This window comes from Micromonospora sp. NPDC047738 (assembly GCF_040642675.1).
GTDB lineage: Bacteria > Actinomycetota > Actinomycetes > Mycobacteriales > Micromonosporaceae > Micromonospora.
The window spans coordinates 188,853-209,104 of the sequence record NZ_JBEYSO010000011.1 but is presented as its reverse complement, the minus strand read 5'-3'; the positions used below and the strand labels follow the sequence as shown (position 1 = coordinate 209,104).

Genomic DNA, 20,252 nt, shown 5'->3' with positions numbered 1-20,252 from the left:
GTTCGAATCCCGGAGTCTCCGCGCGAAAGCCGGGTGTGTAGACTGGCCGAACCGGCGCAGGGATCAAGCCTGACCGCCCGGAGCCGGGCACGGCGGGCCACACCCCACACCGCAACCAAAGCCGCGGGGGTGCACGGCGGACCACACCCCCACACCGCAACCACAGTCGGCAGCGACCCATGGCGCAACGCGGGCCACACCCCGCTACACCGCAACCAAAGTCAGCAGCCACTCACGACGGGTGCACGGCGGGCCGCAACCCAGGAGCGACCAGAATCGGACCCGCCACGACCACCCGAGGCGGCGGCTCAGGCGGCGGGCCAGTCCTGGGAGGCCAGACGCGGCGAGACCGCCCCGGGCGGGGCGGCCTCGAGCCAGGAGAGGAAGCCGGTGACCGTGGATCGCGCCATGGCGATCTCCACCGGTGCGTGGTTGCTGGTACAGCGCAGGATCACCCAGTCGGCCGGCATGGAGAACCGTTCCTGCCCCTCGGGCAGCCGGCGGCGCTCCACGGCGAGCCGCTTACGGGAGAGCACCCGCTTGGGCCGCAGGGCGAAGCTGAACATGCGGTACCAGCGAAGTTCGTCACCGACGAAACGGCCGAAGCCGGGTGACCAGCCTCGGCCGTCAAGGATCGTGGAGACCCGGACACTGAGCCGGATGATGCCTCCGCTGCGGGTGAACAGGGCCCGCCGAACGAAGAGGATCAGAAGCGCGGCGAGCACGACCGCGAGGCCGATTCCGATCCCTTCCACGATCTCCATCGGCGGGTCGGCTCAGCGCGCCGGGGTGGCGGGGGTTGCGCTCTCGGCGAGGACGGTGACGCCCGCACCGGTCACCGACAGGAATCCGCCGGCGACGTCGTAGGCGAGCTGCTGGCCGCCGGCCTGCTTGATGCGTACCTGGCTGGGCTCCGCGAGCTGGCCGAGCAGGGGCGCGTGCCCCGCCAGCACACCCAGCTCACCTTCGGTCGTCCGGGCGACGACCATCTCGGCCTCGCCGGACCAGACCTTCTCCTCGACGGCTACGAGCTCGACGTGAAGCTGCTGTGCCACGCTGTCTCCTTGCTGCGGCGGCGGATTTCCGAAAGTCTAGTCGCGGCTCCGAGCCCCACCCAACGCGGGTGGCGAGAGCTGCGCCACGGTCACGTCAAACTGGACCCCGGCACCCGCCGGGGTCCGTTGGCGCTCAGGTTAGCTGGTCTTCTGCTTGAACTCGGGGTGCTCCAGCATGAACGCGTCGACCTGTTCGTTGCCGATCGCCGCGAAGAAGTCGTCGGCCGCCGGGAGCAGCCGCTCCCCCTTGTACGCCGAGCCGGTGCCGATGTTCGCGCCGGGCAGCTTGATCATCTCGATCGAGTCGGCGCGGATGCCCTTCAGGGCGAGCGCGAAGTCGACCACGCTGTTGCCGCGGCCGTTGAAGATGAGGGATTCGCCGGCGGCGCGGAGCACCCGGTCCAGCTTCACCGGGTTGGTCACCACGTCGGCGCTGAACGCCTGGCTCACCATCGCCTTGATGAACTGCTGCTGGTGCCGCTGCCGGCCGTAGTCGGCGTCCGGCACGCCGTTCTTCGGGTAGCGCTGCCGCACGTAGTCCAGCGCCTCCCAGCCCTTGAGGTGGGCGTTGCCCTTCTTGTACTCGGCCTGTGGGCCGAGGTAGCCGCCGCCGCCCGGCTTGAGCTGGCGCATGCTGCCGTCGGGCTGGCGGTGCTCCGACCTCACGTCCCGCTCGATGTACATGTCGACGCCGCCCATGGCGTCGACGATCTTCCGGAAACCGGTGAAGTCGATGATCGCGCCGGCGTCGAAGCGCTTGACCCCGGTGACCTGCTGGACGGTCAGCGCGAGCAGCTCGAAGCCCTGTACGGGGTCCGGGTTCCGCCCCGGAACCACGCTGCCCCGCGACATCGCCGCGTTCAGCCGGTCGGTGCCGCCCGAGTAGTCCGCCTTGGCGAAGGCCGGGATGTCGACCCGCAGGTCGCGTGGCAGCGAGAAGAGATAGCCCCGGTCCAGGCTGGCCGGCACGTGCAGGACCATGATCGAGTCGGACAGCGGCCGGTCCTCCGGCTTCCGGGTGTCGACGCCGACCAGCAGGATGTTCAGCGGGCCTTTGATGTCGCTCTTCTTCTCGGTGGCGCCGGCCGCCTGGTCGCCGAAGAGGTCCCCCTTGCCGACCGCGCCCTCGTAGCGGGCCACCAGCGCGTGGTAGCCGACCAGCACGCTGCCGCTGAGCACCATGAGGACCACACCGAAGATGGTGCACACCCGGGCCCACCGGGGCACGCCCCGCCACACGGACCGCTTGCCGCCGCGCGTGCCGGCCTTAGCCACGAGCTTCTCCAATCGTCGCGCCCACGACTGGTAGACGGGCGGGCGGATCCGTTTCGTTGCGAGAGATCAACGTTGATGACGTGAAGTCGTGTCACGAACGGTACCGCGCGGTCGAGCGAACCGCTTGCCGGGCAACCGGACAGCTGGTATGGGCCGGGCCTGAACAGGCGGAGGCCGCCCCGACATCTGTCGGGACGGCCTCCGTGGACTGCGGCAAGGGTCTCAGCCCTCCATCAGCTCCTTGGCCTTGTGCTCCAGGTCCTCAAGACCGCCGCACATGAAGAAGGCCTGCTCGGGGAAGTGGTCGTACTCGCCCTCGCTGATCTTCTTGAACGCCTCGATGGTCTCCTTGATCGGGACCGTCGAGCCCGGCACGCCGGTGAACTGCTCGGCGGCGTAGGTGTTCTGCGACAGGAAGCGCTCGATCCGCCGGGCACGCTGCACGGTGATCTTGTCTTCCTCGGAGAGCTCCTCGATACCGAGGATGGCGATGATGTCCTGCAGGTCCTTGTAGCGCTGCAGGATCCGCTTCACCTCGGTGGCCACCTGGAAGTGCTCCTGGCCGACGAACTCCGGGGCGAGGATCCGGGACGAGGACGCCAGCGGGTCCACGGCCGGGTAGATGCCCTTGTCGGAGATCGACCGCTCCAGGTTGGTGGTCGCGTCCAGGTGGGCGAACGTGGTGGCCGGCGCCGGGTCGGTGTAGTCGTCGGCGGGCACGTAGATCGCCTGCATCGAGGTGATGGCCTGGCCCCGGACGGAGGTGATCCGCTCCTGGAGCTCGCCCATCTCGTCGGCCAGGGTCGGCTGGTAACCCACGGCGCTCGGCATGCGGCCGAGCAGCGTGGAGACCTCGGAACCGGCCTGCGTGAAGCGGAAGATGTTGTCGATGAAGAGCAGCACCTCCTGCTTCTGCACGTCGCGGAAGTACTCCGCCATGGTGAGCGCGGAGAGGGCGACGCGCAGCCGGGTGCCCGGCGGCTCGTCCATCTGGCCGTAGACCAGCGCGGTCTTGTCGATGACGCCGGACTCGGTCATCTCGGCGATGAGGTCGTTGCCCTCACGGGTGCGCTCACCCACGCCGGCGAAGACCGAGGTACCACCGAAGTTCCGGGCAACGCGGGTGATCATCTCCTGGATGAGCACCGTCTTGCCCACGCCGGCACCGCCGAACAGGCCGATCTTGCCGCCCTTCACGTACGGGGCGAGCAGGTCGATGACCTTGATGCCGGTCTCCAGCATCTCGGTCTTCGGCTCCAGGTCCGCGAAGGCCGGGGCCTTGCGGTGGATCTGCCAGTGGTCGTCCGGGTTGAGCGTCTCGCCCTCGGTGAGGTTGAGGCACTCGCCGATCGCGTTGAACACGTGGCCCTTGACCGCGTCGCCGACCGGCACGCTGATCGGCGAGCCGGTGTCCCGCACCTCGGTGCCGCGGACCAGGCCGTCGGTCGGCTGCATCGAGATGGCGCGGACCAGGTTGTCACCCAGGTGCTGGGCGACCTCCAGGGTCAGCGTCTTCTCGCCGCCGGACAGGGTCACGTCGACGTGCAGGGCGTTGAACAGATCCGGCATGGCGTCGCGCGGGAACTCGGCGTCGACGACCGGGCCGATGACCCGGACCACGCGACCGGTGGCCGTCTTGGTCTCTACTGGGGCAGTCATCACACTTCACTTCCCGACGCGGCGAGCGCGTTCGCGCCGCCGACGATCTCACTGATCTCCTGGGTGATCCCGGCCTGGCGGGCCGTGTTCATCTCACGCGTGTACTTCTCGATCATCTCTTCGGCGTTGTCGGTGGCGCTCTTCATCGCCCGCCGACGGGCCGCCGACTCGCTGGCCGCCGACTCCAGCAACGCCGCGTAGATCCGCGTGTTGATGTACTTCGGCAGCAGCGCGTCGAGCAGCGCCTCCGCCTCCGGCTCGAACTCGTACGCCGGGAGCAGACCCTCGGACCGCGGCCGGTCCTCGACCTGCATCGGGCCGATGATCCGCGTGACCGGCGTCTGGGTCATCAGGGACTTGAACTCGGTGTAGACGATGTGCAGCTCGTCGATGCCGACAACCCCGTCCGGCCCGGCCCCGCCGTCCACGTCGTCCGCGCCGGCCGTGAACGCCTTGATCAGCGTCTCGCCCACCTCGCGGGCGTCGGAGAACGCCGGCTGCTCCGAGAAGCCGGTCCAGCTCGCCGCGATGTCCCGGTTGCGGAACCGGTAGAAGGTCACGCCCTTACGACCGATGACGTAGAGCACGGGCTCCTTGCCGTCGGCCGCGAGCCGGGCGATCAGCGACTCCGCGGTCCTGATCGCGTTGGAGCTGTAGCCGCCGGCCAGACCGCGGTCGCTGGTGACCAGCAGGACGCCCGCCCGCCGCACCCGCTCGCGCGGGGTGAGCAGCGGGTGGTCGATCCGCGCGTTGGACGCCAGCGCCGTGAGCACGTCCGTGATCGCCTTGGCGTACGGCAGGGACGCTTCCACCCGCGCCTGGGCCTTGGCGATACGGCTCGTCGCGACGAGCTCCATCGCCTTGGTGATCTTCTTCATCGACTTCGCCGAGCGGATCCGTTGACGAAGAACGCGAACCTGGGCGGCCATCGTCAGCTCTCAGCCGGGCGGTCGGTCGAGCCCTCGCGGAAGCGGGTCACCGTCTCGCGGGTCTCCTCGCCCTCCAGCGGCTTGGCCGGGGCCTCGTTGATCCGGACCTCGTCCTCCTTGCCGAGGAAGAGCTGCTTGAACTCGGTGATGGCCGAGTCCAGCGAGCCGATGATCTCGTCGTCCCACTTGTTGTCGGCGATCGCGGCCAGGACGCCCTCGTGCTTGTGCCGGAGGTACTGCAGGAACTCCGACTCGAAGCGCTTGATCTCGCCGACCGGGATGTCGTCCAGCTTGCCCTCGGTGCCGGCCCAGACCGAGACGACCTGCTCCTGCACCGGGTACGGCGAGTAGTTCGCCTGCTTGAGCAGCTCGACCAGGCGGGAGCCGCGCTCCAGCTGGGCGCGGGAGGCCTTGTCCAGGTCGGAGGCGAAGGCGGCGAACGCCTCCAGCTCGCGGAACTGGGCCAGGTTGAGCCGGAGCGAACCGGCGACCTTCTTCATCGGCTTCACCTGGGCGGCGCCACCCACCCGGGAGACCGAGGTGCCGACGTTGATGGCCGGCCGGACGCCCTGGTTGAACAGGTCGGTCTCGAGGAAGATCTGGCCGTCGGTGATCGAGATGACGTTGGTCGGGATGAACGCCGAGATGTCGTTCGCCTTGGTCTCGATGATCGGCAGACCGGTCATCGAGCCGCCGCCCAGCTCGTCGGAGAGCTTGGCGCAGCGCTCCAGCAGCCGGGAGTGCAGGTAGAAGACGTCACCCGGGTACGCCTCGCGGCCCGGCGGGCGGCGCAGCAGCAGCGACACGGCCCGGTACGCCTCGGCCTGCTTGCTCAGGTCGTCGAAGACGATCAGGACGTGCTTGCCGCCGTACATCCAGTGCTGGCCGATGGACGAGCCGGTGTACGGGGCGAGGTACTTGAAGCCGGCCGGGTCCGAGGCCGGGGAGGCGACGATGGTGGTGTATTCCATCGCGCCCGCCTCCTCCAGCGTCCCCTTGATGGAGGCGATGGTGGAAGCCTTCTGGCCGACGGCGACGTAGATGCAGCGGACCTGCTTCTTCGGGTCGCCGGAGCGCCAGTTGTCCCGCTGGTTGAGGATGGTGTCGAGGGCGACCGTGGTCTTGCCGGTCTTCCGGTCACCGATGATCAGCTGGCGCTGGCCACGGCCGATCGGGGTCATCGCGTCGACGGCCTTGAGACCGGTCTGCAGCGGCTCGTCGACCGACTTACGGGCCATCACGTTCGGGGCCTGGAGCTCCAGCTCGCGGTAGCCCTCGTTCGGGATGTCGCCGAGGCCGTCGATCGGCTGGCCGAGCGCGTTGACCACGCGGCCGAGGAAGGCGTCGCCGACCGGGACGGAGAGCACCCGGCCGGTGCGCTTGACGCGCTGCCCCTCCTCGATACCGCCGAAGTCACCGAGGACGACGACACCGATCTCCCGGACGTCGAGGTTCAGCGCCACGCCGAGCGTGCCGTCCTCGAACTCCAGGAGCTCGTTGGTCATGGTCGAGGGCAGACCCTCGACGTGGGCGATGCCGTCGCCGGCGTCGGCGACGGTGCCGACCTCCTCGCGGGAGACGTCGGCCGTGTAGGAGGAGACGTAGCGCTCCAGGGCGCCGCGGATCTCCTCCGTCGAGATGGTCAGCTCGGCCATCCTCTGCTTCCTTCAAGTATCAGGGGCCCGGGATACCTAGTACCGACCGGTCCGATGGCGTCGAATCAGGGCTGCGGAGACGCTGGTCAGCGCTTCGCGAGCGCGTTACGGGTCTCGTTGAGGCGGCGCAGGACGGTGCCGTCGTACAGGTCGGAGCCGACCCGCACGCTCACCCCACCGAGCACCTCCGGGTTCACCGTCTGCTTGACGGAAACCTCTCGACCGTACATCGCGGAGAGGCGGGCACCCAGGCGTCGCTCCTCCTCGTCACTCAGCGGGGCCGCCACGGTCACGTACGCGACCTGACGGTCCCGCCGGTCGGCGGCCAGCTCGACCAGCCGGGTGAGCGCCCCGATGAAGGAGCGCCCCCCGAAGCCGGCCAGCGCGGCCTCGACGAGACGGACGGTGACCGGCCGGGCCTTGCCGGCGAGCAGCTCGCGGGCCAGGGTGGCCCGCCGCTCGGCCGGGGCCATCGGATCGGAGAGCGCGTTGGACAGCTCGGCGGAAGCGGAGACGACCTGGCCGAAACGGAACAGCTCGTCCTCGACCTCGCCCAGCTCGCCGGCCTTGTCGGCGCCCGCCAGGAGCGCCTCGACGCCGAGCCGCTCGGTGCCGTCGAGCAGTTCCGACGGCGCCGACCAGCGGCCGGAGACCAGCGCGGTGAGCAGGTCGAGCGCATCGGCGCCGACCTTGCCGCTCAGGATGCCCGTGAGCAGGCCGGAGCGGTCCTCACCCGGACGCGCCGGGTCCGACAGCGCCCGGCGCAGCCGCGGCTCGCGCCGCAGCAGGGCGGCCACGGAGAGGATGTCGTCGGCGGTGGAGGCCACCGCCGACGGCTCCGTGCCGCGGGCGTACGCGTCGAGGCGCTCGGCCGCGACCTTGTACGACTCCCGGCTGGCGGCCTGCATCAGCGGGCCCCCGCGCTCTCGAGACCGCTCAGGAACCGGTCGACGGTGCCCTTGCGACGCGCCTCGTCGGCGAGCGACTCACCGACGATCTTGCTGGCCAGGTCCACCGCGATCGTGCCGACCTCGGCGCGGAGCTCGCGCACGATGGTGGCCCGCTCGGCGGCGAGCTGCTCCTTGCCGGCCGCGATGATCCGGTCGGACTCCTCCCGCGCCTTGGCGAGGATGTCCTGGCGGATCCCCTCGGCGTCGGCCCGGGCGTCGTCGCGGATCTTGGCGGCGTCGGTCCGGGCCTCGGCCAGCTGCGCGCGGTACTGCTCGAGCAGCTTGTTGGCCTCGGCCTGGGCGGCCTCGGCCCGCTTGATGCCACCCTCGATCGCGTCGACCCGGGCCTGGAACGTCTGCTCCATGCGGGGGAAGACGAACTTCATCAGCACGACGCAGAGCAGGATGAAGGCGATACCACCAACCACGAGCTCCTGCCAGGCAGGAAGGATCGGGTTGTGGTCCGCCGCACCACCACCCTCAGCGGCGAGGTAGAACATGGAAAACCTCCCGGTCTAAGGGCGGGATCAGGAGAGGGTGCCCTGCCAGATGAAGCCGAAGGCGATGCCCAGCAGCGCGAGCGCCTCGATGACGGCGAAGCCGATCCAGACGTACGGCAGGGTCATCCGGGACGACTCCGGCTGCCGGGCGGTCGACTGGATGTAGGCGCTGAAGACCAGGCCGACGCCGATACCGGGACCGATGGCGGCGAGGCCGTAGCCGATGGCGGCGGTGCTGCCGGAAACCGCGGCGAGAACGTCCATGGGTTTGGTTCCTCCTGGATATCACGCGTGACGATCACGCGGGACGACAACGGTTGGTGCGGTGGATCAGTGCTCTTCGGCGAGCGCGCCCTGCACGTAGCTGGCGGTCAGCACGGTGAAGACGTAGGCCTGCAGGACGATCACCAGGAATTCGAGGAAGGTGAGCGCGATGGTCATCACCCAGGACAGCACCGAGACCGGCGCCAGCCAGGCGTTCGCGCTGATCATCGCGAAACCGCCCAGCGTGAAGACCAGCAGGAGCATGTGGCCCGCGAACATGTTCGCGAAAAGACGGACGGCCAGCGAGAAGGGCCGGACCAGGAAAGTCGAGAAGAACTCGATCGGGATCAGCAGCGGCAGGATGTACCAGGGCGCCGGCGGGACGAGCGAGTTCTTGAAGTACTTCACGAAGCCGTGGTGCCGGATGCCGACGTAGTTGAACATCACGTAGGTGATCGCGGCGAGAAGCGCCGGGAACGCGATGTGCGAGTTCGGCGAGATCTGGAAGAACGGGACGATCGCGAAGAAGTTCGTCAGCAGGATGAAGCAGAACAGGGTGGTGAAGTACGGCGCGAACCGGACCCCCGCGTGCCCGATCATGTCGACCGCGATGTTGTTCCGCACGAAGCCGTAGATCGACTCGGCGAACCACTGCTTCTTCGTCGGGACGAGCTGCGGGTTCCGGTAGCTCGCCAGGAAGAAGATGATCAGGACGCCGACGGCGATCCAGACCATCGCGGTGATCTTCGTGAACCAGAAATTGTTCTCCGCACCCCAGGGCAGGATGCTGGGCAGGTAGAAATCCGACACGCTGGGTGGGAATTCCGCCTGGCCCTGAGCCAGGACGTTCGCCTGTCCGAACACCGCGTCCCTTCCTAAGTAGGTGTACCGAGTCGACGGACGACCAGGATGATGCCCCCGGCCATGCCGAGCACGACACCGATCCCGGTGGCGATGCCCCCGGTGTCGAGCCAGTGGTCGACCAGCCAGCCGATGAAACCCCAGACGAGCATGCCCCCGATGAGGTACGAGAGCGCCGTCCAACCCTGACCGGCACCGGACGGATAGTCGCCCGGGCCGCCAGCGCTGGGGGGTTTCTGGTCACCGGCCATGACGGGGCGAACGATATCAGTCGAGAAGACGAGGCTGTGCCTCACCCCCCGCACAACCTGGTTGTGTGGGACACGGGTGGGCGAAGTCGTCTGGAGGCACGCTACTCCCCTTCCGCCACTGAGAGAATGACCGATCGCGGACACATCGGCGCGCCGTCCGAAGGGTGGGACGGCGCGCCGGATCTCCGCAGGTCAGCGCCGGGAACGCCGGGCGTGCACAGTGGTCAACCACCAGATGTGCACCCCGGTCCAGACCAGCACGCCGGCGGCGATGCCGAGGCAGAACGGGATCAGCCCCGGCCAGCCGGTCGAGGCGACTCCCACCATCACCGCCCCGAGCAGGGTCATCTTGGCGACGTACGCGCCGAGCCCGAAGGGCAGCACGAGCTGCGGGTCACGGGCGTCGGCCCAGGCCAACGCGACCGTGGTGAGCGTGTAGCTGAGCGCGGTGACGGCCACCCCGGCCGCCGCACCGAGCGCGCCGTCCGCGCCCCGGGTCACCCCGCCGACCACGCCGGCCACCGCCGCCAGCACCGCCGTCGAGATCAGCAGGACCGGGAGGTGGCGCAGCCGCCAGCCGCGGTCCTCGAGCGCCTCCGCCGCGCGGGTCCCCGGCTCAGCCATGAGGGTACGCCGGGAACGCGGTGACCAGCTCGGTCACGTCGGTGGCGGTCCGGGCCAGCTCGTCCGCGCCGCCCGGGGCCGCCGGATCGGTGCGGACCGCCCGGGCGATCAGCGTGGCGATCCGCCGCATCTCGCCCTCCCGCATGCCCTGGGTGGTGACGCTCGGGGTGCCCACCCGGATGCCGGAGGCGACCATCGGCTTCTGCGGGTCGTACGGGACGGCGTTCTTGTTCAAGGTGATGTTGGCGGCGTCGCAGCGCGCCTCGGCGTCCGCCCCGGTCACCCCGACCTCGCGCAGGTCGATCAGCGCGAGGTGGGTGTCGGTGCCGCCGGAGACCGGCCGCATCCCCTCGGCGGCCAGCCCGTCGGCGAGCGCCTGGGCGTTGCTCACCACCTGAGCGGCGTACGCCCGGAACTCGGGCTGGGCGGCCTCGCGCAGCGCGACCGCCTTGGCGGCGACGGCGTGCATCAACGGGCCGCCCTGGGTGAACGGGAAGACCGCCTTGTCGATCCGGGCGGCCAGCGACTCCCGGCAGAGGATCATGCCGCCGCGCGGGCCGCGCAGCGTCTTGTGGGTGGTGGCGCAGACGACGTCGGCGTACGGCACCGGGGACGGGACCGCCCGGCCGGCGACCAGCCCGACGAAGTGCGCCGCATCCACCATCAGGTAGGCGTCGACCTCGTCGGCGATCTCCCGGAACCGGGCGAAGTCGATCAGCCGCGGGTACGCCGTCGCGCCGCAAATGATCATCTTCGGCCGGTGCGCCCGGGCCAGGTCGCGTACCTCGTCGTAGTCGATCAGCTCGGTGTCCCGCCGGACCGTGTAGCTGACCGGGTGGAACCACTTGCCGGAGAAGTTCACCCGGCTGCCGTGGGTGAGGTGGCCGCCGTGCGGCAGGTCCATCGCCAGCACGGTGTCGCCCGGCTGCACCAGGGCGGCGTACGCGGCCAGGTTGGCGCCGGCCCCGGAGTGCGGCTGGAGGTTGGCGTGCTCGGCCCCGAAGAGCTCCTGGGCCCGGGCGATGCCGATCTCCTCGGCCCGGTCCACCTCGGCGCAGCCGCCGTAGTAGCGCCGGCCCGGGTAGCCCTCGGCGTACTTGTTGGTCAGCGTGGAGCCGAGGGCCGCCAGCACCGCCGGGGAGGTGAGGTTCTCGCTGGCGATGAGTTGCAGGCCGCCGCGCAGCCGTGCCAACTCCCCCAGCACCACCCCGGCGATCTCCGGGTCCTCGGTGCTGAGCTGCTGGAAGTCCGGCCCCCAGAACGTGTCTCTGGTGTTCTCCACAGCGTAGGAGTCTACGGAGCCCCGCACCGGGAGCTGTGCCATGCCTCGGCACCGGCGCCACGGGCCACCCGGTCAGTTCCCCGAGCGGGGGCTGGTGCGCTCGAAGGCGACGGTCTGGCTGGGCGGGACGAAGTCGCGTACCGGCTGGTCGCGCAGCGCGTACGCCAGCACCCGGCCCACCGCGGCGATCTGCCGGGTCTGCACCCCACCGCCAACGGCGTCCCGGGGATTGTCCGGGTTCGCCGCGATGGTGGCGACGGCGAGCTGCGGGGTGAAGGCGACCACCGTCTCGGTCTCGTTCCGCTCCGCGCTGCCGGTCTTGCCGGCCACCGGCCGGCTCAGCCCGGGCGCCAACTCCTCGGCGGTGCCGCCGTCGCAACGGCGGTACATCGACTGGTCGCCGACCGGGCAGCGGGCCGCGTCCGCCGCCGCCCGGGCCACCTCCGTGTCGAGCGCCTGCCGGCAGTCCGGGTTTCCGGCGGCCAGCTTCCGTCCCGAGCTGTCGGTGATCGAGGCGACCGGGGTGGGCCGGCACCAGACGCCCTCGGCCGCCACCGTCGCGTAGGCGTTGGCCAGGTCCAGCGGCGTGGTGGCGACGACGCCCAGGGTGAACGGACCCCAGCTCTTCGCCCCCTCGCGAGCCAGCCGGGCGTCGTCGGCCGCGCGCAGCACGATGCCGAGCCGCTCGGCCATCTCCACCACCCGGTCCGCGCCCACCTGCTCGGTCAGCCAGGCGAAGTAGGTGTTCACCGACCGGCCGAACGCGCTCCACATGGTGCGCCGGCCGTCCATCCAGTCCGGGTTGGCGTTCGCCGGGCACCAGTGGCCGCCGCACGCCGCCGGTCCCGGTCCGGTGGCGTAGCGGGTGACGTAGACCGACGGGGCGTCGAACTCGGTGTCCAGCGGCAGCCCGGACTCCAGCGCGGCGAGCATCGTGAAGAGCTTGAACGTCGACCCGGCCTGGTAGCCGACGATGCCGCCGCCACCGGCGATGAGCTGGTTGACCGTGTTCGGGTAGTTCTCCTGCCCCTCCGGGTTGGCGGCCACGCTATAGTTCCGGTTCACCGCCATGGCCAGCACCCGACCGGTGCCCGGCTGGACCACGGCGGTCGGCGCGGCCCGTTTGTTGGTGACCGGGTAGATCTCCAGCACCTGCTCGGTCGTCTTGCGCTGCACGTTCGGGTCGAGCGAGGAGACGATCGAGAAGCCGCCGCGCCGGAGGGTGCGCTGCCGCTCCTCCGCGGACGCCCCGAAGGACGGCTGGCTGTTCCACCACTGGGTGAACCAGTCGCAGAAGAAGCCCCAGTCGTTGTGGTCCTTCGAGATCGCCGCGCAGTCGTTCGGGGTGGCGCTGGGCTTCAGGGCGAGCTGCTCGGCCTTCGCCCGGGCGGCGTCCTCGGCCGACACCTGGCCGGTCTCCACCATCCGGTCCAGCACGTACGCCCGGCGGTCCAGGGCCGCGTCGGCGTCCCCGTTGATCGGGTCGTCGGTGTCCGGCGAACGGACCAGCCCGGCGAGCAGTGCCGCCTGGGCCAGCGTCAGCTTGGCCGGGGTGGTGGAGAAGTAGCGCTTGCTGGCCGCGCCGACGCCGTACGCCCCGGCGCCGAAGTACGCGATGTTCAGGTAGCGGCTGAGGATCTCGTCCTTGCTCAGCTCCCGCTCCAGGGCCAGCGCGTACCGCATCTCGCGGATCTTGCGGCCCGCGGTGACCTCGGTGGCCCGGGCCCGCTGCGCCTCGGTCAGCCGGGGATCGCTGGCCAGCGCGTTGCGGACGTACTGCATGGTCAGCGTCGAGGCGCCCTGCCGGGTCCCGCCCTCCCGCTGGTTGACGGTGAAGGCCCGCACCACGCCGCGCACGTCGACGCCGTGGTGCTGGTAGAACCGGACGTCCTCGGCGGCCACGATGGCCTGCCGCATCACCGGCGCCACCTCGGCGGCCGGCACGTCCATCCGGTCCTCGACGTAGAACGAGGTGATCAGGGTACGGCCGTCGTTGGCGTAGAGGTTGGAGCGCTGGGCCGGTTCCGGCGTCCGCAGCGACTGCGGCAGCTCGGCGTAGGGCACCAGCCCCTTGAAGCCGAGCCCGAAGACCAGCGCGGCCGGCAACGCGGCCGCCGCCAGGGCCAACCCGGCGAGCACGCCGGCGAGCAGGATGGTGAACAGCTTGTCGAGATGGGCCCGGTTCATCAGCTCTCCCCGCAGGAGCCGGCTGTACGAGACCCATTCAGAATGACGCGAACAGGGCTTTTCTCCGCCACCTTCCCCAAAACACGCAGGAATTTCGCGAGGAAGGATGAAGGTGGACAGAAACCCCTACACGGAGCGGGTGGGGGGACTCAGGGCAGCAGCGCGGTGGCCAGCGGGTGGACCGTCTCCTCGATCTCGTCGGCCACCCGGCTGAAGCACTGGTCGCCCCGGCCCCACGGGTCGTCGAGGTCGTCGCCGGGCAGCGGTGCCGCGCCCTGCCGGGCCGCCTCCGCCGCCGCCACCAGGGCCACCCCGCGGGCGTACACCGCGTCCGGGGTGGCCGCGGCCGGAGGCAGGACGGACGCGTCCACCCCACCCAGCAGCCGGCCGAACTCCCCCAGCACGAAGGTGCGCGCGGCAGCGTCCGGGCGCAGCGCCACCACGTACTCCTGCTGGTCGGCGGTGGCGGTGAGGACCAGATCGGCGGCGTCGATCAGGTCGGAGCGGAGCTTGCGGGCGGCGAAGCCGGCCACGTCGCCGCCGCGGGAGATCACCTGCCGGGCCGCCGGCGGGTTCATCTCCTCGCCGGCGTGCCAGCCGCCGGTGCCGGCGCTGTGGCTGTGCAGCAGCTCGTCGGAGCGCTCCGGGTCGGCACCGAGCCGGCCCAGCCGCTCGCGGACGGCGAGCACCAGCAGCCGCTCCGCCATCGGCGACCGGCAGATGTTGCCCATGCAGACGTGCAGGACGGTAAACGGGGGCACTCAGAACCCCCGCTCGTCGAGCATGTCCGGCACCACGTCGCGCAGCTTCTCCAGCGACACGGCGCCCTGGCGCAGCACCCGGGGCACCTCGCCGGTGAGGTCGACGACGGTGCTCGGCACCGGGTCCAGGGCCGGGCCCGCCTCCAGATAGGCCCGCACGCCGTAGCCGAGCTGGTCGCGGGCCTCCTCGGCGGTGAGCGCGGCCGGCTGGCCGACCTTGTTGGCCGAAGCCACCGCCATCGGGCCGGTCTCCCGCAGCACCTCGAGGGCCACCGGGTGCAGCGGCATGCGTACGGCCACCGTGCCGCTGCTGTCGCCCAGGTCCCAGGACAGGCTCGGCGAGTGCTCCACCACGATGGTCAGCGCGCCCGGCCAGAACGCCTCGACCAGGTCGCGCGCCGCGCGCGGCAGCGAGAAGACCAGGCCGTCGAGGGTGTGCCGGGAGCCGATCAGCACCGGGGGCGCCTGCCGGGCGCCGCCCTTGGCGTCGGCGAGCGCCTTCACCGCGTACGGGGTGAAGGCGTCGGCGCCGATGCCGTAGACCGTATCGGTCGGCAGGACGACGAGTTCCCCGTTCTTGACCGCCTCGATGGCAGCGGCGATGCCGCGGTCCCGGTCGGCGAGCGACCGACAGTCGTAGAGCATCACGAGGAGCCAGTCTGCCACGCCGCGTCGGGCTCGGCGTGCTGGCCGTCCGCGCGGCGGGACGCGGTGGCGAACCGGGGCCGGCCGACCAGGTCCCGATGCTCCTCGACCCGCTCGTACCGGCCGTCCGCGGCGAGCAGCGCCGGCACCGCCGCGCCGTGGGTGTCGTCGTGCTCCACGCCGAGCGCGCCGCCGGGCCGGAGCAGCGCGGCGGCCCGGGCGACCACCGGCCGGATCACGTCCAGCCCGTCCGCGCCGCCGAAGACCGCCTCGTCCGGGTCGTACCCGGCTACCTCCGGGGACACGGCCACCGACCGCGGCACGTACGGCGGGTTGCAGAGCAGCACGTCGACCCGGCCCACCAGGTCGGCGAGGAGCTGCGGGTCGATGACGTCGGCGGCCACCACCTCGATCGGGGTGTCCCCGGCGGCGGCCCGGTCGGCGGCGTTCCGGCGCAGCCAGGCCAGCGCCGCCGGGGACCGCTCCACCGCCACCACCCGGGCCTGCGGCAGCTCCTGGGCCACCGCCAGGGCGATCGCGCCGGAGCCGCTGCACAGGTCCACCACCAGCGGCGAGCGGCGATCCCGGCCCTGGGCCACGCCCCAGCCGGCGAGCAACTCGGTCTCCGGCCGCGGTACGAAGACCCCGGGGCCGACCGCCAGCTCCAGGTGCCGGAACCCGGCGGTGCCGGTGAGGTGCTGGAGGGGTTCCCGGGCCACCCGGCGCGCCACCAGCGCGTCGAACCGGTCCCGTTGCCCGGGGGTGAGGCCCTCGGCCAGGGCCAGCCGGCCGCGCGGCACGTCCAGCACGTACGCGGCCAGCTGCTCGGCCTCCGCCCGGGGCGCCTCGACCCCCGCCGCCGCGAGGGTTCGGGCCGCCCGGGCGACCGCCGACGAAGGCCGCTCGCGTTCCGTCCCTTCGGACGGGTGTTGCGGGAGGTGGGTCACGACATAATCATGAAGCGTCGCGGGTCACATCACGAGCGGGTGCGTTCGGGCGCACACCACAGGGAGGTTTCGAGTGGGCTGGCTCGACCGGGTCGACGACCAGGTTGACGCCCTCCGGCGCGCCCGGGCGTTGCAGGAGGCGAGCCGCTCGGCGGAGGCGGTCGTCCTGCTCGACCGGGTCGTCCGCACCACGAACGATCCCTGCGCCCGCGCGGACGCGCTGGTCCAGCGCCTCTGTGCGGTGATCAATCTCGGTCGGACGGCGGAATACACCCGAGCCATCGAGGACGCCTCCGCCGCCGTCCGGGACCTCGCCGAGCCGTACCTGCACGGGCACCTCAACGCCCTGGCGGCGCTCGCCGCGCACCACCAGGGGGCGCTGGACCGTTGCGTCACCCACCTGGTCAAGGCCTCCCGCTGGCTGACCGCCGACGACGACCCGGACCGGGACACCGCCTGGGGCTGGCACGACCTGGCGATGGCCTACTCCTACCTCAGCTTCCACGGGCACGCCCTCGGCGCGATCGAGCGCGCCCGTCAGGTGGGGCTCGCCGCCGGCATCCCCGAGGAGACCTTCGCCGCCCCGGGCATCCGGCTGCGCAACGCGGTGGCCCTGGACCACACCGGCGACAGCGACGGCTGCCTGCGGGTGCTGCGCGACGTGGCCGGGGACTTCAACCGCTTCCTGCACAGCGGTCGGGCCGGCAACCTCCGGCCGAGCAGCCTGGCCGCGTACGGTTACGCCGTCGCCCGGCGGGCCGCCCTAGGCGACCAACTGGATCCCGGCGGCGACGCCGACCCCGACCGGCTGCTCGGGCACGGCGGCGACAGTGCCCGCGCGCGGGACATGCGCCAGCTCGGCCAGGTCTGCCTGGCCATCGCCGACGGCCGCCCGATCGAGGCGGTGACCCGGCTGGACACCTCCCGGGTCTCCGTCGAGACGCTGGGCGCGGCCGAGCCGCCCCGGCTGCGCAGCATCGCGCTGGCCCGGGCCGGCGACCACGCCGCCGCGCACCGGGCCGACCGGTACGCGTTCCGGCTGGCCGCGCAGCGCAACGACCGGCTGCGGGACGTCTACATCGAGGGCATCGCCGCCCGGATCGACCACGAAGAGGTGCGCCGCGAGGCCGCCCGGTACGAGGGCGAGGCGCTCACCGACCCACTCACCGGGCTGCCCAACCGGCGCCGGCTGGAGCGCTACATCGGCGCCGTGGTGTCCCGGGGCGAGCGGGTGGTGATCGGCGTCTGCGACCTGGACGGCTTCAAGGCGGTGAACACCCGGCACGGCCACCACTCCGGGGACCTGGTGCTGCAACGGATCGCCGGGGTGATCAACCGGGTGATGCGCCGTGGGGACTTCGTGGCCCGGTACGGCGGGGACGAGTTCGTCGTGGTGCTGCCCGAGGCGGGCATGTCCGAGGCGGCCGAGGTGGCCCGCCGCATCCAGGCGGCCGTCCGCACCGAGGACTGGGAGTCCCTGGTCCCCGGCACCCCGGTCGGGGTGAGCATCGGCTTCGCCGAGGTGAGCGGGGGCTCCGGGGCGAGCGTCCGGGAGGCGCTGGGCGCCGCGTTCGAGCTGGCCGACCGGGAGATGCTGCGCGCCAAGGACCGCCTCCGCGCCTCCTGACCCCACCCGCCCGCGCGGGCCGTGCGCCCGCGCCGGGCCCGTGGGGCCTAGTTCACGGAAGGAGTGGCCATCCGGCGCGGAATGGCCACTCCTTCCGTGAAACTGGCCCCAAGTCCGGGCGGCGCGGGCGAGCAGGGCGTCAGCGGCGGGTCAGTTCGGTTTCGCCGGCCAGGCGGGCGGCGCGGTCGGCCTCGGTGAGGGCGTCCAGGACCCCGTCCAGCTCACCGGCCAGGGCGAGATCCAGGTTGTACGCGGTGTAGCCGATCCGGTGATCGGTGATCCGGTTCTGCGGGAAGTTGTAGGTGCGGATCCGCTCCGACCGGTCCACGGTGCGGACCTGCGCCTTCCGGGCGTCCGAGGCGGCCGCGTCGGCCTGCTCCTGGGCGGCGGCGAGCAGCCGGGCGCGCAGGATGCGCATCGCCTGCTCCCGGTTCTGCAGCTGCGACTTCTCGTTCTGGCAGGAGACCACGATCCCGGTGGGCACGTGGGTGATCCGGACCGCCGAGTCGGTGGTGTTGACCGACTGGCCGCCGGGCCCGGACGAGCGGAACACGTCGATCCGCAGGTCGTTCGGGTCGATGGTGAGGTCGACCTCCTCGGCCTCCGGCAGCACCAGCACGCCGGCCGCGCTGGTGTGGATCCGGCCCTGCGACTCGGTGACCGGGACGCGCTGCACCCGGTGCACGCCGCCCTCCCACTTGAGCCGGGACCAGACGCCGTTGCCCCCCTCGGGCACGCCCTTGGTCTTGATCGCCAGGGAGACGTCCTTCACGCCGCCGAGGTCGGAGTCCTGCGAGTCGATCACCTCGGTGACCCAGCCGTGCCGCTCGGCGTACCGGGTGTACATCCGGAGCAGGTCGCCGGCGAAGAGGGCCGACTCCTCGCCGCCCTCCCCCGCCTTGATCTCGACGATGACGTCCTTGGCGTCGTGCGGGTCCCGAGGGATCAGCAGCTCCGCCAGCCTCTCCTCGAGCGCCGGCAGGGACGCGGCGATCGCCTCGGCCTCGGCGGCGAACGCCGGCTCCTCGGCGGCCAGCTCGCGGGCGGCGGCCAGGTCGGCCCGGGCCTGCTCCAGCTCGCCGGCGGCCTTGTGCAGCGGGACCAGCTCCGCGTAGCGCCGGCCGACCCGCCGGGCGGTGCCCTGGTCGGCGTGGATCGCGGGGTCGGCCAGCCGCTTCTCCAACTCGGCGTACTCGTCGAGGAGGGCGGCCAGGCGCTCACTGCTCATGCTGCGGATGCTCCTTGGACGACCGGATGGGGACAGGGACAAGCGGGCGGAAACGGACGAACGCCCGCGCCCGGCACGGAGCCGGACACGGGCGTCGTCGGAGCAGCTACTTGGCCTTCTTGGCCTGAACCTTGGCGTACTTCTGCTGGAACTTGGCGACCCGACCGGCGGTGTCGAGGACGCGCTGCTTACCGGTGTAGAACGGGTGGCAGGCGCTGCAGGTCTCGACGCTGATCTGACCGCCCTTGGCGGTGCTGCGGGTCGTGAACGTGTTGCCGCAGGAGCAGCGGACCTCGGTGGTCACGTACTCCGGGTGGATGTTGGGCTTCATCTCGCCTCGGTCCTTTCGTGGGTGGTCGCCGGGTCGCCGTCGTCGCTCCCCGCCGTCCGCGAGAGGCTCGGGCGTGAACCGGAACCGGTGGCCGATTGACCAGTGTGCCATGGGCCTCCGCCGACTCGGCGAGCGGGCCGCACCGGTGGTCCGGCAGGCGCAACGCTCACCACCCGGTACGCATTCCCGCGCGGCTCGCGGGCATTCGTGAACCGGTCCGGGGATGGACCGGGACGAACGGGAGGTGCGGGATGTTCTGCCTGATCGCGACCCGTGGGCTGCCCGCCTCCGGCAAGACCACCTTCGCCCGCCGGCTCCAACCCGGCGTGGTCCGGGTCAACCGGGACGACCTGCGCCGGATGATGCACGGCGAGCGGCTCTTCACCCAGTGGGCCGAGGGGCAGGTCACCCGGGCCCAGCGGGCCCAGGTGGAGGCGCTGCTGGCGGCGCGGGTGAGCGTCTGCGTGGACGACACCAACCTCCGCTCGCGCACGTTGCGGGACTGGGCCGAGTTGGCCGAGCGGTTCGGCGCCGCGTTCGAGGTGCACGACTTCACCGACGTGCCGCTGGAGGAGTGCCTGCGCCGGGACGCGGCCCGGCCGGAGGCCGACCGGGTCGGCGAGGCGGCGATCCGCCGGCTGCACGAGCGCTACCTTGCCAACCGGCCGTTACCGCTGCCGGTGCCGACCGCCCGCACCGGCACCCCGGCCCGGGTCCACCCGCCCCACCCCGAGCCGCCCGCGATCGTGCTGGTGGACATCGACGGCACGGTGGCGTTGACCGTCTCCCGCAGCCCGTACGACATGACCCGGGTCGGCGAGGACGCCCCGAACGAGGCGGTGATCGCGGCGGTCCGGGCGATGCACGCGGCCGGGCACGGGGTGGTCTTCTGCTCTGGCCGGGACGCGACCGCACGGCCGGCCACCGAGGCCTGGCTGGACCGGCACGTCAAGGTGCCCTACCTGGCGCTGCACCTGCGGGCGGTCGGCGACCACCGCAAGGACGCCGTGGTCAAGCAGGAGATCTACGAGCGGGAGATCCGGGACCGGTACCGGGTGGTCGGCGTCTTCGACGACCGGCAGCAGGTGGTCCGGATGTGGCGCTCGCTCGGCCTGACCGTCTTCCAGGTGGCCGAGGGCGACTTCTGACCGAGCACCCGCCGACGGGCTCCTCCCCCAGGTCACAGGGCCCGTCGGCGGGTGGCGGCCGGCCTCCGGGGAC

The 20,252-nt window shown here is 71.6% G+C and carries 21 protein-coding genes; 2 read left to right on the top strand and 19 right to left on the bottom strand.

Going from position 1 to position 20,252, the window contains the following annotated elements:
- Positions 1-308: 308 nt before the first annotated feature.
- The 17 genes from ABZ783_RS19915 to prmC all read right to left on the bottom strand — a co-directional run bounded on the left by ABZ783_RS19915 (position 309) and on the right by prmC (position 15,845).
- Positions 309-764 (bottom strand): DUF2550 domain-containing protein, encoded by a 456-nt coding sequence (locus ABZ783_RS19915; protein ID WP_357440164.1) that lies wholly within the window; start codon positions 762-764, stop codon positions 309-311.
- 12 nt (positions 765-776) lie between these two features.
- Positions 777-1,055 carry a F0F1 ATP synthase subunit epsilon gene (locus ABZ783_RS19910; protein WP_073834631.1) on the bottom strand — a complete coding sequence of 93 codons (279 nt, stop codon included), beginning with the start codon at positions 1,053-1,055 and terminating at the stop codon, positions 777-779.
- A 138-nt stretch (positions 1,056-1,193) separates the two neighbouring features.
- Complete coding sequence (locus ABZ783_RS19905; protein ID WP_357440160.1) at positions 1,194-2,330, bottom strand: LCP family protein; 1,137 nt, start codon at positions 2,328-2,330, stop codon at positions 1,194-1,196.
- 222 nt (positions 2,331-2,552) lie between these two features.
- The gene (atpD, locus tag ABZ783_RS19900; protein WP_357440157.1) at positions 2,553-3,989 is read right to left on the bottom strand and encodes a F0F1 ATP synthase subunit beta; all 1,437 of its coding nucleotides are present in this window, start codon (positions 3,987-3,989) and stop codon (positions 2,553-2,555) included.
- The gene (locus tag ABZ783_RS19895) at positions 3,989-4,918 is read right to left on the bottom strand and encodes a F0F1 ATP synthase subunit gamma (RefSeq protein ID WP_357440154.1); all 930 of its coding nucleotides are present in this window, start codon (positions 4,916-4,918) and stop codon (positions 3,989-3,991) included. Before ABZ783_RS19895 ends, atpD begins: the two co-directional genes overlap by 1 nt.
- 2 nt (positions 4,919-4,920) lie before the next feature.
- Positions 4,921-6,573: a F0F1 ATP synthase subunit alpha gene (gene atpA, locus ABZ783_RS19890; RefSeq protein ID WP_357440151.1), complete on the bottom strand. Its 1,653-nt coding sequence runs from the start codon at positions 6,571-6,573 to the stop codon at positions 4,921-4,923.
- Positions 6,574-6,659: 86 nt separating this feature from the next.
- Complete coding sequence (locus ABZ783_RS19885; RefSeq protein ID WP_357440149.1) at positions 6,660-7,481, bottom strand: F0F1 ATP synthase subunit delta; 822 nt, start codon at positions 7,479-7,481, stop codon at positions 6,660-6,662.
- Positions 7,481-8,023 carry a F0F1 ATP synthase subunit B gene (locus tag ABZ783_RS19880; protein WP_073834636.1) on the bottom strand — a complete coding sequence of 181 codons (543 nt, stop codon included), beginning with the start codon at positions 8,021-8,023 and terminating at the stop codon, positions 7,481-7,483. Before ABZ783_RS19880 ends, ABZ783_RS19885 begins: the two co-directional genes overlap by 1 nt.
- A 27-nt stretch (positions 8,024-8,050) precedes the next feature.
- Entirely contained in the window at positions 8,051-8,287 is a 237-nt protein-coding gene (locus ABZ783_RS19875) for an ATP synthase F0 subunit C (protein WP_073834637.1), read from the bottom strand.
- 66 nt (positions 8,288-8,353) lie between these two features.
- Complete coding sequence (atpB, locus tag ABZ783_RS19870) at positions 8,354-9,151, bottom strand: F0F1 ATP synthase subunit A (RefSeq protein ID WP_357440146.1); 798 nt, start codon at positions 9,149-9,151, stop codon at positions 8,354-8,356.
- Positions 9,152-9,162: 11 nt separating this feature from the next.
- Positions 9,163-9,399, bottom strand: a complete 237-nt coding sequence (locus tag ABZ783_RS19865) for an AtpZ/AtpI family protein (RefSeq protein WP_073834639.1) — start codon at positions 9,397-9,399, stop codon at positions 9,163-9,165.
- A 192-nt stretch (positions 9,400-9,591) separates the two neighbouring features.
- On the bottom strand, positions 9,592-10,023 hold the full coding sequence (locus ABZ783_RS19860; protein ID WP_357440144.1) for a hypothetical protein: 432 nt from the start codon (positions 10,021-10,023) through the stop codon (positions 9,592-9,594).
- On the bottom strand, positions 10,016-11,347 hold the full coding sequence (glyA, locus tag ABZ783_RS19855) for a serine hydroxymethyltransferase (RefSeq protein WP_357440141.1): 1,332 nt from the start codon (positions 11,345-11,347) through the stop codon (positions 10,016-10,018). The genes ABZ783_RS19860 and glyA overlap by 8 nt, the downstream gene beginning before the upstream one ends.
- A gap of 30 nt (positions 11,348-11,377) precedes the next feature.
- On the bottom strand, positions 11,378-13,492 hold the full coding sequence (locus tag ABZ783_RS19850; RefSeq protein ID WP_357440138.1) for a transglycosylase domain-containing protein: 2,115 nt from the start codon (positions 13,490-13,492) through the stop codon (positions 11,378-11,380).
- A gap of 149 nt (positions 13,493-13,641) precedes the next feature.
- Complete coding sequence (locus tag ABZ783_RS19845) at positions 13,642-14,253, bottom strand: phosphotyrosine protein phosphatase (protein ID WP_357440135.1); 612 nt, start codon at positions 14,251-14,253, stop codon at positions 13,642-13,644.
- Positions 14,254-14,898, bottom strand: a complete 645-nt coding sequence (locus ABZ783_RS19840; protein WP_073834939.1) for an L-threonylcarbamoyladenylate synthase — start codon at positions 14,896-14,898, stop codon at positions 14,254-14,256.
- Complete coding sequence (gene prmC, locus ABZ783_RS19835; RefSeq protein ID WP_357440132.1) at positions 14,898-15,845, bottom strand: peptide chain release factor N(5)-glutamine methyltransferase; 948 nt, start codon at positions 15,843-15,845, stop codon at positions 14,898-14,900. The genes ABZ783_RS19840 and prmC overlap by 1 nt, the downstream gene beginning before the upstream one ends.
- A gap of 73 nt (positions 15,846-15,918) precedes the next feature.
- Between prmC and ABZ783_RS19830 the strand changes: the two genes are divergently transcribed.
- Entirely contained in the window at positions 15,919-17,472 is a 1,554-nt protein-coding gene (locus ABZ783_RS19830) for a GGDEF domain-containing protein (protein ID WP_357440129.1), read from the top strand.
- A gap of 139 nt (positions 17,473-17,611) precedes the next feature.
- On the opposite strand, the gene prfA is transcribed toward ABZ783_RS19830, so the two are convergent.
- Positions 17,612-18,700: a peptide chain release factor 1 gene (gene prfA, locus ABZ783_RS19825; protein WP_357440126.1), complete on the bottom strand. Its 1,089-nt coding sequence runs from the start codon at positions 18,698-18,700 to the stop codon at positions 17,612-17,614.
- A gap of 106 nt (positions 18,701-18,806) precedes the next feature.
- Positions 18,807-19,031, bottom strand: coding sequence for a 50S ribosomal protein L31 (gene rpmE, locus ABZ783_RS19820; RefSeq protein ID WP_073834647.1), 225 nt, complete (start codon positions 19,029-19,031; stop codon positions 18,807-18,809).
- Positions 19,032-19,282: 251 nt separating this feature from the next.
- Between rpmE and ABZ783_RS19815 the strand changes: the two genes are divergently transcribed.
- The gene (locus ABZ783_RS19815; RefSeq protein WP_357440122.1) at positions 19,283-20,179 is read left to right on the top strand and encodes an AAA family ATPase; all 897 of its coding nucleotides are present in this window, start codon (positions 19,283-19,285) and stop codon (positions 20,177-20,179) included.
- The last annotated feature ends 73 nt before the right edge of the window (positions 20,180-20,252 follow it).

Coding starts and splice junctions, on each gene's coding strand:
- ABZ783_RS19915 (WP_357440164.1), bottom strand. CDS start 764: ATGGAGATCGTGGAAGGGATCGGAATCGGCCTCGCGGTCGTGCTCGCC.
- atpD (WP_357440157.1), bottom strand. CDS start 3,989: ATGACTGCCCCAGTAGAGACCAAGACGGCCACCGGTCGCGTGGTCCGG.
- ABZ783_RS19895 (WP_357440154.1), bottom strand. CDS start 4,918: ATGGCCGCCCAGGTTCGCGTTCTTCGTCAACGGATCCGCTCGGCGAAG.
- atpA (WP_357440151.1), bottom strand. CDS start 6,573: ATGGCCGAGCTGACCATCTCGACGGAGGAGATCCGCGGCGCCCTGGAG.
- ABZ783_RS19885 (WP_357440149.1), bottom strand. CDS start 7,481: ATGCAGGCCGCCAGCCGGGAGTCGTACAAGGTCGCGGCCGAGCGCCTC.
- ABZ783_RS19880 (WP_073834636.1), bottom strand. CDS start 8,023: ATGTTCTACCTCGCCGCTGAGGGTGGTGGTGCGGCGGACCACAACCCG.
- ABZ783_RS19875 (WP_073834637.1), bottom strand. CDS start 8,287: ATGGACGTTCTCGCCGCGGTTTCCGGCAGCACCGCCGCCATCGGCTAC.
- ABZ783_RS19865 (WP_073834639.1), bottom strand. CDS start 9,399: ATGGCCGGTGACCAGAAACCCCCCAGCGCTGGCGGCCCGGGCGACTAT.
- ABZ783_RS19860 (WP_357440144.1), bottom strand. CDS start 10,023: ATGGCTGAGCCGGGGACCCGCGCGGCGGAGGCGCTCGAGGACCGCGGC.
- glyA (WP_357440141.1), bottom strand. CDS start 11,347: ATGGCACAGCTCCCGGTGCGGGGCTCCGTAGACTCCTACGCTGTGGAG.
- ABZ783_RS19850 (WP_357440138.1), bottom strand. CDS start 13,492: ATGAACCGGGCCCATCTCGACAAGCTGTTCACCATCCTGCTCGCCGGC.
- ABZ783_RS19840 (WP_073834939.1), bottom strand. CDS start 14,898: ATGCTCTACGACTGTCGGTCGCTCGCCGACCGGGACCGCGGCATCGCC.
- prfA (WP_357440126.1), bottom strand. CDS start 18,700: ATGAGCAGTGAGCGCCTGGCCGCCCTCCTCGACGAGTACGCCGAGTTG.
- rpmE (WP_073834647.1), bottom strand. CDS start 19,031: ATGAAGCCCAACATCCACCCGGAGTACGTGACCACCGAGGTCCGCTGC.
- ABZ783_RS19815 (WP_357440122.1), top strand. CDS start 19,283: ATGTTCTGCCTGATCGCGACCCGTGGGCTGCCCGCCTCCGGCAAGACC.